The sequence below is a fragment of the Saccharopolyspora mangrovi genome (assembly GCF_035320975.1).
GTDB lineage: Bacteria > Actinomycetota > Actinomycetes > Mycobacteriales > Pseudonocardiaceae > Saccharopolyspora > Saccharopolyspora mangrovi.
In genome coordinates this window covers 59554-75356 of the sequence record NZ_JAWLNX010000001.1, presented here as the reverse complement: position 1 = coordinate 75356, position 15803 = coordinate 59554, and the positions used below count along the sequence as shown (strand labels likewise).

Below are 15803 nucleotides of genomic sequence, written 5' to 3'. Positions count from 1 at the left end.
GCTAACCGTGCAACTCGCGGTAAGTGGTGGTGGCTCCGGGGTGGAGCGGGACGTCGCCGGTGCCGATGAGGTTGCGGACGTCGAGGAACTGGGTGCCCACCGTCTCCCTCGGCACCAGGAACGGGGCTCGGCGGGCCAGGACCCGGACCACCGCCGCCGCGAGGTCATCGGGGAGGTTCGGGGTGCAGGCGAGGATGTTGGGGACGCCGATGGTCGGGGTGCCGGTGGTGTTCCGGTAGGCGCCCGGTGGCACCTGGAGCTGGTCGCAGACCGGGGTGCAGCGGGCGGTCGCCGCGTTCAGCGGCAGCAGGCGGATCCCGACGCGGTCGTCGAGCTCCTTGAGCCTCGGCGTCGGAAGTCCGCCGGACCACAGGAAAGCCTCGATGCGCCCCTGCTCCAGCGCGGTGACGGCGTCGGCCAGCGGCAGCAGCTCGGTGCGCAGCCCGGGCACTCCCGCGAACAGACGCGCCCCCATCAGCGCCGTCCCCGACTTCGGGGCGCCGATCGACACCGAGCGCAGGTCGCTCAGCGCCCGAACCGGCGAGTCGGCGAGCACCACGAGCTGCGTGTAGTTCTCGTACACGCGCCCCACGGCCCGCAGCCGCGCCGGTGGCCCGAGCTCACCGGACAGGGCCGCGTGGGCGGCGTCGGCCAGCACCATGCCCAGGTCGGCGCGGCCGTCGCGCAGCATCTCCAGGTTGTCCACGCTGCCCTGGCTGGGCAGCACCACCGGGCGCACTTCCGGCTCGGTGGCGGCGATCTCGGCACCGAGCAGCGCGCCGAAGGCCGTGTAGAAGCCGCCCGGCTCACCGGCGGCGATGCGCAGCTCGCGCACCGGTGAGGTCCTCCCGCACGCGGCCAGCAGTCCCAGCCCGAGGAACGCGCGGCGTCGCATCAGCGCACCTCCGGCAGGTCGAGGTGAACCGTCAGGCCGTGCGGTTCGGTGCGGGCGATGCGCAGTTCGCCGCCGTGCGCGGCGAGCAGCTGCCCGGCGATGGACAGCCCGAGCCCGCTGCCGCGGCTGCCGCGGTGGTGGTCGGCCCGCCAGAAGCGCTGCGCCGCCAGCGAGATCTCCTCCTCCGACAGCCCGGGCCCGGTGTCGGCGACGCTCAACGTGCGCCCGTCCCAGCTCACCTCGACCGAGGCGCCGGGTGCGTACTTCACCGCGTTGTCCAGCAGGACGTCCAGCACCTGCGCCAATTCCTCTGTGGACAGAGCGACGCGCGCGGCGGGCAGGTCCGGTGCGGACAGCGAGATCCCGGCGTCCTCGGCCGCCGGGAGCCAGGCCCGCACCCGGTCGGCGACCACCGCCGCCACGTCACCGGGCTCGCCCGGGACGGCGGCGGCCTGGTCGGCGGTGGCCAGCGCCAGCAGCCGGTCCAGCAGGGCTTCCAGCCGGTCGACCTCGCCGACCGCGGAGCGGTAGGTGCGCTCCCCGTCGGGGGTGATGCGCCGCTCCAGCGCGTCGACCCGCAGCCGCAGCGCGGCCATCGGGTTGCGCAGCTGGTGCGAGGCGTCGGCGACCAGCCGCCGCTGCCGCTCGTCGGCCTCGGCCACCGCCTCCGACATGTTGTTGAACGACGCGGCGAGCTCCCGCAGCTCGGGTGGACCGGCGTCGACCGGGACCCTTGATCGCCGCGACCCCGCGCTGATCGCGCGCACCCCGGCACCCAGGTCCGCCAGCGGCCGCAGCACCCAGCGGGCGAGCACCAGCGCCAGCAGACCGCACGCCACCAGCGCGGTGAGCGCTCCCGCGCAGATCAGCGCCCAGTGCGCGGCGATGTCGGCGGTGGCCTGCCGGACCGAGGCCTCCAGCACGACCGCGCCGGTCACCCGCGTGCCGTCGCCGACCGGGCGGTAGCGGATCAGCTCCTCCCGCGACCACGGCCGCAGCCACGGCACCGATCCGGCGGGTTCGTTGCGCAGCGCCTTGTCGATCGGCCCGGCGACGTCGGCGGCGCGCACCCCGCCGGTCTCCACCACGGGCGAGCGGGTCGCGTCGACCACGACCAGCGGTTCACCGTAGAGCTCGGTGTAGCGGCGGGCTTCAGCGCGCAGCACGGCCGGGTCGCCGGTGCCGAAGGCGTGATCGGCCAGTCCCGCGAAGCGGTCCAGGTCGGCGTTGCGGGCCAGCACCAGCTGCTGGGTGCGTTCGGCGGCGGTGGCGCGCAGCAGCGGAGCGGCGAACCCGGCCACGGCCAGCACCGAGAACGTCAGCAGGACCAGCAGCAGCCGCTTACGCATCGTCGCCCAGCCGGTAGCCGAAGCCTCGGATGGTCACCAGCAGGTCCGGGCGGCCGAGTTTGGCGCGCAGCTGCGCGATGTGCACGTCCAGCGACCGCGACACCGCGAGGTAGGCGTCGCCCCACACCTCGTCCATCAGCCGCTGCCGGCTGACCGCCGTGCCGGCTTCGGCGGCGAGGATCGCCAGCACGTCGAACTCCTTCGGGGTGAGCTCGACCTCGCGGTCGGCGACCTGCACCCGCCGGGTCCGCAGGTCGACCCGCACGTCGGCGACCTCGACCTGGTCGGAGCCGGGGGAGGGGTGCCTGCCGCGCCGGGCGACGGCCTCGATGCGGGCCAGCAGCTCGGCCATCCGGACGGGTTTGACCAGGTAGTCGTCGGCACCGGAGCGCAGGCCGCGCACCACCATCCGCTCCTCGCCGCGCGCGGTGAGCACCACGACCGGGATCGGGCCGATGCGCCGCAGCTTGCGCAGCACCTCCAGGCCGTCGGTGTCGGGCAGGCCGAGGTCCAGCAGCACCAGGTCGTGGTCCCGGTGCTGGAGCAGGGCGTCGGAGCCGCGGCTGACGCGCGTCGTCCGGTGTCCGTGGGAGTCGAGGACGTCGACGAGCGCGTCGGCCACGCCGTCGTCGTCCTCGACGAGCAGAACCCGCACCGGCCACACCTCCGAAGTGCCCATACGCCGAAGGCAGAGTATGGCCGGTGCCGGTCCTCAGTTCTCCATCCGGGAATCCTTCGAGGTCTCCCGCATCCGCAGGTAGACCAGCAGCGAGATCAGCACGCTGCCGGAGACGTAGTAGAAGAACACGTTCTCCATGCCCGCCTGCTTGAGCCACAGCGCCACGTACTCCGACGTGCCGCCGAAGATCGCCACGGTCAGCGCGTAGGGCAGGCCGACGCCGAGAGCGCGGATGTTGGTCGGGAACAGCTCGGCCTTCACGATCGCGTTGATCGAGGTGTAGCCGGTGACGATCACCAGGCCGCCCATCATCAGCAGGAACGCCGCGAGCGGGTTCTGCGTGCCGCCCAGCACCGTCATCAGCGGGACGGTCAGCAGGGTGCCGGTGACGCCGAAGAACATCAGCAGCTTGCGGCGCCCGATCCGGTCGGACAGCGCACCGGCCAGCGGCTGCAGGAAGCCGAAGGCCAGCAGCGCGAGGAAGTTGATCCAGGCGGCCGTGGGCTTGTCGATGCCCGCGGTGTTGACCATGTATTTCTGCAGGTAGGTGGTGTAGGTGTAGAACGCCACCGTGCCGCCGAGGGTCAGGCCGACCACCAGCAGGCATTCCTTCGGGTACTGCAGCAGCGCCTTGACGGTGCCGCGCTCGGCGCCGGATTCGGAGGAGGTCTTGTAGCTCTCGGTCTCGTCCATGCCGCGCCGCAGCCACAGCACGACCAGCGCGCCGATGGCGCCGATGACGAACGGGATCCGCCAGCCCCAGGCGTCCATCTGATCGCCGGTCAGCACCTGCTGCAGGATGATCTGCACGCCCAGCGCGACCAGCTGCCCGGACACCAGCGTCACGTACTGGAAGCTGGAGTAGAAGCCCCGCTTGCCCTCGGTGGCGACCTCCGACAGGTAGGTCGCCGACGTCGAGTACTCGCCGCCGACGGAGATGCCCTGCAGCAGCCGGGCGGCCACCAGCAGCGCCGGGGCGGCCAGGCCGATCGAGTCGTAGCCCGGGGTCAGCGCGATGACCAGCGAGCCGAACGCCATCAGCGTCACCGACAGGGTCAGCGCCGCGCGCCTGCCGAAGCGGTCGGCGTAGCGGCCCAGCATCCAGCCGCCCAGCGGGCGCATCAGGAACCCGACGGCGAACACGGCGGCCGTGTTGAGCAGCTGCGCCGTCGAGTCGCCCTTGGGGAAGAACGTCGCGGCGAAGTAGACGCTGAACGCCGTGTAGGCGTACCAGTCGTACCACTCGATGAGGTTTCCGATCGAACCTCGCACGACGTTGCCGATCACTCGGCGTTCGGAGCGAACCGCCACATCGCGGTTTGCAGTCGTCATCTCAGCCTCCAGGTCTTGCGAGCTGAGAAGTGACGATGAACAGGCGGCGACGCCCGGACAACACCCGGCGGGCTTCCTTTACATGCGGCTAACGTGATCGTCAGGAGGTGCGCGATGCCGTGGCAGCCGGGTGAACTGGACGCGCTGGTCGACGTGGAGGGCCTGCTCGTGGGCCACGACCAGCGGCTCGACGAGCACTGGGCGACCGGGGCGACCGCCGTGCTCGCCCCCGGCGGCGCCACCGGGGCCGTCGACGTGCGCGGCGGCGGGCCGGGCACCCGCGAGACCGACGTGCTCGAACCCAGCCACCTCGTGCAGCGGGTGAACGGCGTGATGCTCGCGGGCGGCAGCGCCTACGGGCTGGCCGCCGCCGACGGCGCGATGCGCTGGCTCGGCGAGCGCGGCCACGGCGTCCCGGTGGGCGGACCGGGCCAGGTCGTGCCGGTGGTGCCCGCGGCGGTGATCTTCGACGTGCCGATGAACGACTGGGGCAACCGGCCCGACGCCGACTTCGGCTACCGGGCCTGCGACAACGCCACGAGCAGCGAGACCCGGCAGGGCAACGTCGGTGCCGGGGCGGGTGCCGTGGTCGGGCCGGTCAAGGGCGGTGTCGGCACCGCCAGCGCCGTGCTGCCCGACGGCACCACCGTCGGTGCGCTGGTCGTGGTCAACGCCGCCGGATCGGCCATCGACCCCGGCACCGGGCTGCCCTGGGCGTCCGCGCCCGGGCTCCGCGCGCCCACCTCTGGCGAAGTGGACGCCGCGCGGTCGCGTTACGAAGGGCGACCTGGGCGTAACGGGCCGGTCGACCGGCCGCTCAACACCACTCTCGTCGTCGTCGCCACCGACCTGCAGCTCAGCAAGTCCGAATGCCGGCGGTTGGCGGTGGCCGGTCACGACGCGCTCGCCCGCGCCGTGCGGCCCGCCCACCTGCTCGTCGACGGCGACACCGCGTTCGCGCTGGCCACGGGCACCGGTGACGCCCTGCCGGACCCCGGCGAGCCGGGCTGGGCGATGCGGTTGGACCAGGTCAGCGCCGTGGCGGCGGAGGTCGTCGAGCGCGCGATCGTGCGCGGGGTGCTCGCGGCCGAGCCGGTCGGCGAGGTGACGTGCTACACGCGCCTCTACCCCTCCGCGCGGGAATGAATCATCGTGGAGCGTCGTTTGCCGAAACGACGAAGCCGCACCGGTGAAACGACGACTTCCACATGCTGGGAGGCCGGTGCCCCACCTACTAGGATGGTTGCTGTGCTGGTGATCCGACGCGACCTCGTTGACGCGATGGTCGCGCATGCCCGACGGGACCACCCGGATGAGGCGTGCGGCGTGATTGCCGGGCCGGAAGGGTCCGACCGTCCGGAACGCTTGATCGAGATGATCAACGCCGAGCGTTCGCCCACCTTCTACCGGTTCGACTCCGCCGAGCAGTTGCAGGTGTGGCGGGGCATGGACGCCGCCGATGAAGAACCGGTGGTCATCTACCACTCGCACACCTCGACCGAGGCATACCCGTCGCGCACCGACGTCTCCTACGCCTCGGAGCCCAACGCGCACTACGTGCTCGTGTCCACGCGGGACCCGCAGACCCATGAGCTGCGTTCTTACCGCATCCTCGATGGCGAGGTCACCGAGGAGCCGGTGGAGGTCGTGGAGTCGTACATGTTCGCCCACACCGGTAGCGACGAGGTTCCCGACCGCGACTGATCCGCGGCTCGCCCCAAGACCGATGTTCGCGTTCCCAACGTAGTCCTTTGTGGACAGGAGGATTCCTCATGGCAGTCAACGTTTCCATCCCCACCATCCTGCGGACCCACACCGATGGGCAGAAGTCCGTGGAGGCCAAGGGCGACACCCTCGCCGCGGTGATCGACGACCTCGACACCAACTTCAACGGCCTCAAGGACCGCCTGGTCAAGGAGGGCAACCTCCACCGGTTCGTCAACGTCTACGTCAACGACGAGGACGTCCGCTTCGCCGGTGGGCTGGAAGCCAAGGTCTCCGACGGCGACAACGTCACCATCCTGCCGGCCGTCGCCGGCGGCATGCGCTGACGCGGGAGGATCCCGTGGCTCGATTCGACTCGCTGCTCGACGCGCTGGGGGAGACCCCGCTCGTCGGGCTGCCGCACCTCTCGCCCGCGCCCGATGTGCGGCTGTGGGCGAAGCTGGAGGACCGCAACCCGACCGGCTCCATCAAGGACCGGGCGGCGTTGAACATGATCGAGGCCGCCGAGAAGGAAGGCCGGCTCACCACCGGTTGCACCATCCTCGAACCCACCTCGGGCAACACCGGCATCTCGCTGGCGATGGCCGCCAAGCTCAAGGGCTACGGCCTGGTCTGCGTCATGCCGGAGAACACCTCCGAGGAACGGCGCCAGCTGCTGCAGGCCTACGGGGCGCGGATCATCTCCTCGCCCGCGGCCGGCGGGTCGAACCAGGCCGTCGCGATGGCCAAGGAGCTGGCCGAGCAGAACCCCGACTGGGTCATGCTCTACCAGTACGGCAACCCGGCCAACGCCGATGCGCACTACCGGGGCACCGGGCCGGAGATCCTGCGGGACCTGCCGACGATCACCCACTTCGTGGCCGGTCTCGGCACCACCGGCACCCTCGTGGGTGTCGGCCGGTACCTGCGCGAGAACAAGCCCGGGGTGCAGGTCGTCGCGGCCGAGCCCCGCTACGGCGAACTCGTGTACGGGCTGCGCAACCTCGACGAGGGCTTCGTGCCGGAGCTCTACGACCCCGACGTGCTCACGCGGCGGTTCTCCGTCGGGTCCTACGACGCGCTGCGCCGGACCCGGCAGCTGCTGGAGAGCGAAGGGATCTTCGCCGGCATCTCGACCGGCGGGGTCCTGCACGCGGCGCTGACGATCGCGGAGAATGCCGCTGCCGCCGGGGAATCCGCGGACATCGCCTTCGTGGTGGCCGACGCCGGCTGGAAGTACCTCTCCACCGGCGCCTACAGCGGCACCATCGACGAGGCCGCGCAGCGGCTCGAAGGCCAGCTCTGGGCCTGACCACCCCCGAAAACCCCGCCTCCCCCAAGGAGGCGGGGTTGTTCGTCTCCCCAGGCGGTGACCCGGATTACCGCCGTATTCAGGACCCGGATTACCGCCGTATTCAGGACCCCGATTACCGCCGTATTCAGGACTAGGACCCCGATTACCGCCGTATTCGGGTGTCCGATTACGGCGGTAATCCGGGTGGGAGCCTGAATACCGGCGTAATCCGGGGTCTGAATACCGCCGTAATCGGGGTGTGCCGGGCGTGCCGGGGTGGGTCAGCCGACGAAGGCGAAGGTTCTGAGGCCTTCTGCTGCTGCGCGGAGGGTGAGGACGTTGCCGTCGGTGTCGGTGGGGGACGGGAGATCTTCGCGAGCCGTGGTGACGTAGAGGTCGCGGAGGTCTTGGCCGCCGAAGCAGAGGTTGGTGGGGCGCTGGGCGGGGAGCGGGACCGTGCCCACCAGTTCACCGCTGGGGGAGTAGCGGTGGAGTTCGCCCTTGTCCCGGACCGCCGTCCACAGGACGCCTTCCGCGTCCACCGCCAGTCCCGAGGGCTGCCCGCCGACCTCGCAGAGGGTCCGCCGGTTGCCCATCAGGCCGTCGTTGACGTCGAAGTCGAGGACCTCGATGCGGCCGGTGCCCGCGTCGGCGATGTAGAAGCGCGCGTCGTCCGGACTGGTAGCCAGGCCGAAACCGGCCTTGAGGTCCTTGATGACCACGCCCGCCGCGCCGTCCGGGTTGACCCTGGCCAGCCAGCCGTCACCGGACTCGTCGTCGCGCATCGTCGTGGCCCACATCCGGCCCTTGCGGTCGATCATCGTGGCGCCGGCCGTCATGCCCTCGCGGGCCCAGTAGACCAGCCAGGTGCGCCGCTCACCGTGGGCGTCGAACAGCGCGACGCCCTCCTGCAGGTGCAGCACCAGGCCGCCCCGGCTGCGGGGTTTCGCGCCGCCGGTCCGCTGCTGCAGGGTCATCGTGGCGTTGGTGTGGCCCGGCCGGTAGCGGTGCACATCGCCCGCGAGCGGATCCGTCCACAGCAGGGTCTCGGTGCCGATGTCCCAGGTGGGCGCCTGTCCGGAACGCGCCGCCGCCTGTACCGCGATGTCGACCTGGGCGTGCACACTTCACCTTTCAACCGCACGACGGAACGGGGCCGAACCTTACCGCGAGGATCACCGGATGGGGCCAGACGGCGGAAACCTCGCTGATCCGCAACTCACTCGACACCCGGACGATGCGAGCCCGGAATCAGGGTCGTTCCCGATCCCGGACGCGGTTCCGGGCGCTAGGCTCGATGATGTGACACGCCCGATGGAACGCCCGCGCCCGCGAGTGCTGCCCGCCAACCCGCTGAAGGCGGCGGTCGGCATGTTCATCTTCGTCGTGGCGCTGTTCGCCATCGAGTTCTACGACGTGGCGACCCCGGCACCCAACCCCGCGATGGACCTCGACGCCAACGGCATCCAGCCGCGCACCGTCGAGGGGCTCGACGGCATCATCTGGGCGCCGCTGCTGCACTTCGGCTGGCAGCACCTGATCAGCAACTCGCTGCCGCTGTTCGTGCTCGGCTGGCTGCTGCTCGCCGGCGGGATCCGGCAGTTCGTCGGCGTCACGGCCGTGGTGTGGGTCGTCGCCGGAGCCGGGACCTGGCTGATCGGCGCCCCCGGCTTCCACGTCGGCGCTTCCGGCGTCATCTTCGGCTGGATGGTGTTCCTGCTGCTGCGCGGGTTCGCCCAGCGCAGCGTCGCCCAGATCCTGGTGGCCGTGGTGCTGTTCTTCTACTGGGGCGGGATGCTCTGGGGCGTGCTGCCCGGCCAGCCCGGCATCTCCTGGGAGGGCCACCTCTTCGGCGCGCTCGGCGGGGTGCTGGCCACCTGGCTGGTGGCGCGCAGCACTCGGCGCGGGGTTTCGCGCGCCGAGCCTGGCACACTTGCCGGGTGACCAACGCTCCGATCGGGATCTTCGACTCCGGCGTCGGCGGGCTGACCGTGAGCCGCGCGATCATGGACCAGCTGCCCGGCGAGACCGTTCACTACGTCGGTGACACCGCCAACGCCCCCTACGGGCCGATGCCGCTGGCCGAGATCCGCTCCCGCACCCTGGCGATCACCGACTCGATGGTCGACGAGGACGTGAAGATGCTGGTCATCGCCTGCAACACGGCTTCGTCGGCCTGCTTGCGCGATGCCCGCGAGCGCTACTCCATCCCGGTCGTGGAGGTCGTGCTGCCCGCGGTCCGCCGGGCCGTGGCCACCACCCGCAACCGGCGCGTGGGCGTCATCGGCACCGACGCCACCATCCGCTCCCGCGCCTACGACGACGCCTTCACCGCCGCTCCGGACATCGAGCTGACCACCGCGTCCTGCCCGCGGTTCGCCGATTTCGTCGAGCGCGGCATCACCAGCGGCCGCCAGGTGCTGGGGCTGGCGCAGAACTACCTCGACCCGCTGCAGCAGGCCGACGTCGACACGCTCGTCCTCGGCTGCACCCACTACCCGCTGCTGACCGGCGTGCTGCAGCTCGCGATGGGCGAGCACGTGACGCTGGTGTCCAGCGCGGAGGAGACCGCCAAGGACGTCGTCCGGCTGCTCACCGAGCACGACCGGCTCGCCGAGCCCGGTCACGTGCCCGAGCACGAGTTCCGCGTCACCGGCGACCCCGAGCGGTTCTCCCGGCTGGCGCGCCGCTTTCTCGGTCCGGCCCCGTCGGCCGATGCCGTTCTGCCGCTCCCCGTGTCAGGCTCTGTCGCATGAAGCTGACGGTCCTCGGCTGCTCCGGGAGCATTCCCGGGCCTGACTCGCCCGCCTCCGGATACCTGCTGGAGTCCGGCGGCACCCGCATCGCGCTCGATCTGGGCAACGGCACGCTCGGTGCGATGCAGCGCTTCATCGACCCGTTCGACCTCGACGCGCTGTTCTTCAGCCACCTGCACCCGGACCACTGCGCCGACTTCGGCGCGCTCACCGTCTACCGGCGCTACCGGCCCCACCCGCCGTACGACCCGCGCACCCGGCGGTTGCCGGTGTTCGGGCCGGGCAACGCTGCCGAGCGGCTCGCCGCGCTGTACGCGCCGAACGCCGCCGAGCTGGCCGAGACCGACCTGTCCGACGTGTTCGACTTCCACCCGGTCGACGGCGAGCCGGTGCGCGTCGGGCCGTTCACCATCCAGGCCGTCGAGGTCGCGCACCTGTGCCCGACCTGGGGTTTCCGCGTCGAGGCCGAGGGGAGGGTGCTCGCCTACACCGGCGACACCGGGCCGTGCGGTCAGCTCACCGAGCTCGCGGCGGGTGCTCACGCCCTGCTCGCCGAGGCCTCCTGGGAGCACCACGAGGACGCCCCGATGAACGTCCACCTCTCCGGCCGGCAGGCCGCCGAGGTCGCCAAGACGGCGGCGGCCGAACGTCTCCTGGTCACCCACCTCGTCCCGTGGACCGACCACGCCGCCATCGAGGCCGAAGCCAAGGCCACCTTCGACGGCCCCACCCAACTCGTGCGCGCCGGAGCCACCTACGAGATCTGACCCCGTAACCGCCCTCCGACCTGCGGAGACATGCCCGGGCGCGGGGGAGGGTTCGAATTTCGCGCGAAGTTCGAGGGCTGAAGTTCGGGCTCGAACTTCGCGCGAAATTCGAACTGGGCCACTCGGGCGGGTGAAGCCGGGGGCTTCGTCGGGGTTGGTGGGCCTGGGCTTAGGGTTGGGTCGTGGCTAGAGCGGATGGGCGTAGTGACGATCAGCTGCGCGATGTGAAGATCACGCGCGGGTACCAGGACTGGCCTGCGGGTTCGGTGCTGGTCGAGTTCGGCCGTACCCGGGTGTTGTGCGCGGCCAGCGTGCAGGACGGCGTTCCGCGCTGGCGGACCGGCTCCGGGCTGGGCTGGGTGACCGCCGAGTACGCGATGCTCCCCTCGGCGACCAACACGCGCGGTTCCCGCGAGTCGGTGAAGGGGCGCATCGGCGGCCGCACCCACGAGATCTCCCGGCTGATCGGCCGGTCCCTGCGCGCCTGCATCGACATGGCCGCGCTGGGCGAGAACACCATCACCCTGGACTGCGACGTCATCCAGGCCGACGGCGGCACCCGCACCGCCGCGATCACCGGCGCCTACGTGGCGCTGGCCGACGCGGTGACGTGGCTGGGAGCTGCCGGTCGGCTGTCCGACCCGAAGCCGCTGTCGTGCGCGATCCAGGCGGTCAGCGTCGGCGTCGTCGACGGCCGGGTGCGGCTGGACCTGCCCTACGAGGAGGACTCCCGCGCCGAGGTCGACATGAACGTGGTCGCCACCGACCACGGCACCCTCGTCGAGGTGCAGGGCACCGGCGAGGGCGCCACCTACACGCGGTCCACGATGGACAAGATGCTCGACTTCGCGCTGGCCGGTTGCGGTGAGCTCGCGCGCCTGCAGGAAGCCGCGCTCGCCGAGCCCTACCCGGGTGAGCTGCCGGGAGACGCCGCATGAGCCGGTTGCTGCTGGCCACCCGCAACCAGAAGAAGCTGGTGGAGCTGCGCCGCATCCTCGAAGCCGAGGGCGTCACCGGCCTGGAGGTCGTGGGCCTGGCCGACGTGCCGGAGTTCCCGGAGGCCCCCGAGACCGGGGCGACCTTCGAGGACAACGCCGTCGCCAAGGCCGCCGACGCGGCCCGGGAGACCGGTCTGCCCGCCGTCGCCGACGACTCCGGCCTGGAGATCGACGCGCTCAACGGCATGCCGGGCGTGCTCTCGGCCCGCTGGTCCGGCAAGCACGGCGACGACCAGGCGAACCTGGAGCTGGTGCTGGGGCAGCTGGGAGACGTGCCCGACGAGCGGCGAGGCGGGGCCTTCGTGTCCGCCGCCGCGCTCGTGCTGCCCGGCGGCGCCGAGACGGTGGTGCGCGGCGAGTGGCGCGGCACGATCATCCGCGAGCCCCGGGGCGCCAACGGTTTCGGCTACGACCCGATCTTCGTGCCGGAGGGGGAGACGCGCACCAGCGCGGAGCTCTCGCCGGAGGAGAAGGACGCCGACTCGCACCGCGGTCGGGCGCTGCGCCTGCTGCTGCCGTCGTTGCGGGAGCTCGCCGGTTGATGTGACTCCGCTCGCCCCGGTGGGGGTTCGGCGGCGATCGGCGGCTAACTTCGGTTCGTGTTCACCGATTGGTTGGAACTGGCCCTGCTCGTCGTCGTCGGATTCCTCTCCGGCGCGGTGAACGCGGTGGCCGGTGGCGGTTCCCTGCTGGTGTTCCCGGCGCTGCTGGCGACCGGGATGTCACCGCTGGTCGCCAACGTGACCAACTCGGTGGCGCAGGGGCCCGGTTTCGTGGGCGCGGCGGTCAGCCAGCGCAACGACCTGACCGGCAACCCGCGCAGGTTGTGGACGACCTCGATCGCGGCCTGCGCCGGTTCGGCGGTGGGCTGCGGGCTGCTGATGGTGCTGCCCGGCGAGGTCTTCGACGCCGTGGTCCCCGCCCTGGTCGGGTTGTCGGCGGTGCTGATGGCCTTCCAGAACACCATCCGCAAGTGGCTCGGTTCGCCGGCCGAGGGCGCGCCGGACCGCGCGGTGCTGCTGACGGTCGGGATCTTCGTCGCCTCGATCTACGGCGGGTACTTCGGCGGGGCCCGCAGCGTGATCCTGATCGCGATCCTGGTGCTCGCGGCGACCGACAGCATGCGCAGGCTCAACGCGCTGAAGAGCTGGCTGGGCATGATCGGCAGCGCCGCCACGCTCGTCGTCTACGCCCTGATCGCCCCGGTGGACTGGATCGCGGTCGCGATGCTGGTGCCCACCACGGTCATCGGCGGTTTTGCGGGCGGCAAGCTCGCCCAGCGCCTCCCGTCGACCCTGCTGCGCTACCTGGTCGTGGTCATCGCCGCAGGCGTGGCCATCTACATGGCCCTGGACTGAGCGGGGGCAGGGCGCGTTTCGCGCGAAACCGCGTCGCGCGAAACGCACGTCCCCCGTCTCCTAAACGCCGATGTCCTTGCGGAGGCGTTCCACGTGGCCGGTGGCCTTGATGTTGTAGAGGGCCTTGGCGATCTTGCCGTCGGGGTCGACCACGAACGTCGAGCGGATGACGCCGTGGACGACCTTGCCGTAGTTCTTCTTCTCGCCGAAGGCGCCCCAGGCGGTCATCACCGAGCGGTCCTCGTCGGAGAGCAGCGGGAACGTCAGGCCCTCGGCGTCGCGGAACTTCGCGAGCTTGGCCGGCTTGTCCGGGGAGATGCCCAGCACGTCGAAACCGGCGTCGTTGAGCTCGGCGAGGCTGTCGCGGAAGTCGCAGGCCTCCTTGGTGCAGCCCGGGGTGCTCGCGGCGGGGTAGAAGTAGACGACGACCGAGCGGCCTCGGAAGTCGCTCAGCGAGACGGTGTTGCCGTCGGCGTCCGGCAGCGAGAACTCGGGCGCCGCGTCGCCGTCCGAAAGTCGGTTCTGTTCGCTCATGCCCGCGACGCTAGCCGATGGGTCGGACGGCTCACTCGGGCAGCGCCGCGCCGCCCGCTGCGGGTGTGAGCTGCGACACCTGCTCGATGGCCGGTGGGGTCGGCTGCTGATGCGTGACGATGAATCCGCCGACGATCAACCCGGCCAACGCCGAAGTGGTCACGGCGATTGCGCACCTGATGTAGACGCGGACGGACACCGTCGAAATTCCTTTCGCAGAAGGAGAAGAACCGCTGCCGCGGTGGACGTGGTGGAGATCGCCGGAATCGTTCGGTTCGTTACCGGTGTCCCTCGAACGGGCTACCAGGTTGCGGGTGCCGGGTGCCGCGCGTAGACGAGGAGGTGGCCTCATCGATCACGGTTCACGGAGGAACGAGCATGCCGACCGTCGCCGAGCAGTTCATCGAAGTACTGGTGCAGGCCGGGGTGAAGCGGATCTACGGGATCGTCGGCGACAGCCTCAACCCGGTGGTCGACGCCGTGCGCCGGACCGAGGGGATCGAGTGGGTGCACACCCGCCACGAGGAGGCCGCCGCCTTCGCCGCGGGAGCGGAAGCGCAGGTCACCGGCAGGCTCGCGGTGTGCGCGGGCAGCTGCGGGCCCGGCAACCTGCACCTGATCAACGGACTCTACGACGCGCACCGAAGCGGTGCTCCGGTGCTGGCGCTGGCCTCGCACATCCCGTCGGCGCAGATCGGCACCGGCTTCTTCCAGGAGACGCACCCGGAGGAGCTGTTCAACGAGTGCAGCCACTTCTGCGAGCTGCTATCCCAGCCCGAGCAGATGCCGCGGCTGCTGCGCAGCGCGATCCAGACGGCCGTCGGGCGGCGCGGGGTGTCGGTGCTGGTGATGCCCGGTGACGTCGCCGAGGAGTCGGCGGCGAGGCCGACCGGGCACGGCGTGGTCGACTGGGAACCGCCGACGCTGCTGCCCTCGGCGGACCAGGTCGCCGCGCTCGCTGAGAAGATCAACCGCGCGGAACGCCCGATGTTGTTCTGCGGCGCGGGTTCTCGCGGCGCGCACGCCGATGTGATGGAGCTCGCGGAGAAGATCAAGTCCCCGGTCGGGCACGCGCTGCGCGGCAAGGAGTGGATCCAGTACGACAACCCCTTCGACGTCGGCATGAGCGGGTTGCTGGGTTACGGCGCCTGCTACGAGGCGATGCACAAGGCGGACCTGGTGGTGCTGCTGGGCACCGACTTCCCGTACGACAACTTCCTGCCGCAGGCCAACACGGTGCAGGTCGACATCGAGCCGACGCACCTGGGCCGCCGCACGGTGCTGGACCTGGCGGTGCACGGCGACGTCGCCGAGACGATCCGCGCCGTGCTGCCGAAGGTCAGCACCAAGACCGACCGCTCCTACCTGGACCGGATGCTGCGCGAGCACGCCGGCCAGCTGGAGAAGGTGGTCGACGCCTACACCCGCAACGTCGAGTCGCAGGTGCCGATCCACCCCGAGTACGTCGCCGACGTGCTCGACGACCTCGCTTCCGACGACGCGGTGTTCACCGTGGACACCGGGATGTGCAACGTGTGGGCCGCCCGCTACATCACGCCCAACGGGCGCCGCCGGGTGCTCGGGTCGTTCGTGCACGGTTCGATGGCCAACGCGCTGCCGCAGGCCATCGGCGCGCAGCTGGCCGACCCCGACCGCCAGGTGATCTCGATGTCCGGCGACGGCGGTCTGGCGATGCTGCTCGGCGACCTGCTGAGCCTGCGCGCCCACCGGTTGCCGGTGAAAACGGTGGTGTTCAACAACTCCTCGCTGGGCATGGTGAAGCTGGAGATGCTGGTCGACGGCCTGCCGGACTTCGGCACCGACCACGACGGCGTCGACTTCGCCGCGATCGCCCGCGCGGCCGGCATCAACTCGGTGCGGGTGGAGAAGCCGGGCGAGGTCCGCGACGCGCTCTCCGACGCCCTGTCCCGCCCGGGCCCGGCGCTGGTGGACGTGGTGACCGACCCGAACGCGCTGTCGCTGCCGCCGCACATCACCGGCGAGCAGGTCAAGGGCTTCGCCCTCGCGGTCAGCCGCACCGTCCTGTCCGGCGGTGTCGGCAAGATGCTGCAGCTCGCCCGGAGCAACCTGCGGAACGTCCCGCGCCCCTGAGTCAGTCGCGGCCGCGGCGGGGCGC

General features: G+C 71.2%; 18 protein-coding genes. 11 read left to right on the top strand and 7 right to left on the bottom strand.

Features of this window, described 5'->3' with window-relative positions; genetic code table 11:
• Nucleotide 1 precedes the first annotated feature (1 nt).
• Genes R4I43_RS00410 through R4I43_RS00395 form a run of 4 tightly spaced genes read right to left on the bottom strand, consistent with a single transcriptional unit; the run spans nt 2 to nt 4255 of the window.
• Nucleotides 2-895 carry a TAXI family TRAP transporter solute-binding subunit gene (locus R4I43_RS00410; RefSeq protein WP_324263449.1) on the bottom strand — a complete coding sequence of 298 codons (894 nt, stop codon included), beginning with the start codon at nt 893-895 and terminating at the stop codon, nt 2-4.
• The gene (locus tag R4I43_RS00405) at nt 895-2244 is read right to left on the bottom strand and encodes a sensor histidine kinase (RefSeq protein WP_324263448.1); all 1350 of its coding nucleotides are present in this window, start codon (nt 2242-2244) and stop codon (nt 895-897) included. Before R4I43_RS00405 ends, R4I43_RS00410 begins: the two co-directional genes overlap by 1 nt.
• Complete coding sequence (locus R4I43_RS00400; RefSeq protein WP_324263447.1) at nt 2237-2899, bottom strand: response regulator transcription factor; 663 nt, start codon at nt 2897-2899, stop codon at nt 2237-2239. Before R4I43_RS00400 ends, R4I43_RS00405 begins: the two co-directional genes overlap by 8 nt.
• 57 nt (nt 2900-2956) lie before the next feature.
• Nucleotides 2957-4255, bottom strand: coding sequence for an MFS transporter (locus tag R4I43_RS00395; protein WP_324263446.1), 1299 nt, complete (start codon nt 4253-4255; stop codon nt 2957-2959).
• A 114-nt stretch (nt 4256-4369) separates the two neighbouring features.
• On the opposite strand from R4I43_RS00395, the gene R4I43_RS00390 reads away from it, so the two are divergent.
• From R4I43_RS00390 to R4I43_RS00375, 4 genes are all read left to right on the top strand, one after another.
• Complete coding sequence (locus R4I43_RS00390; protein ID WP_324263445.1) at nt 4370-5401, top strand: P1 family peptidase; 1032 nt, start codon at nt 4370-4372, stop codon at nt 5399-5401.
• 102 nt (nt 5402-5503) lie between these two features.
• Entirely contained in the window at nt 5504-5959 is a 456-nt protein-coding gene (locus R4I43_RS00385) for a M67 family metallopeptidase (protein WP_324263444.1), read from the top strand.
• A 68-nt stretch (nt 5960-6027) separates the two neighbouring features.
• Nucleotides 6028-6306: a MoaD family protein gene (locus R4I43_RS00380; protein WP_324263443.1), complete on the top strand. Its 279-nt coding sequence runs from the start codon at nt 6028-6030 to the stop codon at nt 6304-6306.
• Nucleotides 6307-6320: 14 nt separating this feature from the next.
• A complete protein-coding gene (locus R4I43_RS00375; RefSeq protein ID WP_324263442.1) occupies nt 6321-7271 on the top strand; it encodes a PLP-dependent cysteine synthase family protein in 951 nt (316 codons plus the stop codon).
• Between the two features lie 263 nt (nt 7272-7534).
• On the opposite strand, the gene R4I43_RS00370 is transcribed toward R4I43_RS00375, so the two are convergent.
• Nucleotides 7535-8377: an SMP-30/gluconolactonase/LRE family protein gene (locus tag R4I43_RS00370; RefSeq protein ID WP_324263441.1), complete on the bottom strand. Its 843-nt coding sequence runs from the start codon at nt 8375-8377 to the stop codon at nt 7535-7537.
• A gap of 211 nt (nt 8378-8588) precedes the next feature.
• Here R4I43_RS00370 and R4I43_RS00365 point away from each other — a divergent pair, with 211 nt between their 5' ends.
• The 6 genes from R4I43_RS00365 to R4I43_RS00340 all read left to right on the top strand — a co-directional run bounded on the left by R4I43_RS00365 (nt 8589) and on the right by R4I43_RS00340 (nt 13132).
• Nucleotides 8589-9197, top strand: coding sequence for a rhomboid family intramembrane serine protease (locus R4I43_RS00365; RefSeq protein ID WP_324263846.1), 609 nt, complete (start codon nt 8589-8591; stop codon nt 9195-9197).
• Nucleotides 9194-10009, top strand: coding sequence for a glutamate racemase (murI, locus tag R4I43_RS00360; protein ID WP_324263440.1), 816 nt, complete (start codon nt 9194-9196; stop codon nt 10007-10009). Before R4I43_RS00365 ends, murI begins: the two co-directional genes overlap by 4 nt.
• Complete coding sequence (locus R4I43_RS00355) at nt 10006-10776, top strand: MBL fold metallo-hydrolase (RefSeq protein WP_324263439.1); 771 nt, start codon at nt 10006-10008, stop codon at nt 10774-10776. Before murI ends, R4I43_RS00355 begins: the two co-directional genes overlap by 4 nt.
• A 182-nt stretch (nt 10777-10958) precedes the next feature.
• Nucleotides 10959-11714, top strand: coding sequence for a ribonuclease PH (rph, locus tag R4I43_RS00350; protein ID WP_324263438.1), 756 nt, complete (start codon nt 10959-10961; stop codon nt 11712-11714).
• Complete coding sequence (gene rdgB, locus R4I43_RS00345) at nt 11711-12316, top strand: RdgB/HAM1 family non-canonical purine NTP pyrophosphatase (protein WP_324263437.1); 606 nt, start codon at nt 11711-11713, stop codon at nt 12314-12316. The genes rph and rdgB overlap by 4 nt, the downstream gene beginning before the upstream one ends.
• Before the next feature lie 57 nt (nt 12317-12373).
• Nucleotides 12374-13132 carry a sulfite exporter TauE/SafE family protein gene (locus R4I43_RS00340; RefSeq protein WP_324263436.1) on the top strand — a complete coding sequence of 253 codons (759 nt, stop codon included), beginning with the start codon at nt 12374-12376 and terminating at the stop codon, nt 13130-13132.
• A 60-nt stretch (nt 13133-13192) separates the two neighbouring features.
• Here R4I43_RS00340 and bcp read toward each other — a convergent pair whose 3' ends face one another.
• Both bcp and R4I43_RS00330 read right to left on the bottom strand, forming a co-directional pair.
• A complete protein-coding gene (gene bcp, locus R4I43_RS00335) occupies nt 13193-13666 on the bottom strand; it encodes a thioredoxin-dependent thiol peroxidase (RefSeq protein WP_324263435.1) in 474 nt (157 codons plus the stop codon).
• A gap of 31 nt (nt 13667-13697) precedes the next feature.
• Complete coding sequence (locus R4I43_RS00330) at nt 13698-13829, bottom strand: hypothetical protein (RefSeq protein WP_324263434.1); 132 nt, start codon at nt 13827-13829, stop codon at nt 13698-13700.
• Between the two features lie 215 nt (nt 13830-14044).
• Between R4I43_RS00330 and R4I43_RS00325 the strand changes: the two genes are divergently transcribed.
• Nucleotides 14045-15778 carry a pyruvate dehydrogenase gene (locus R4I43_RS00325; protein ID WP_324263433.1) on the top strand — a complete coding sequence of 578 codons (1734 nt, stop codon included), beginning with the start codon at nt 14045-14047 and terminating at the stop codon, nt 15776-15778.
• Nucleotides 15779-15803: the final 25 nt, after the last annotated feature.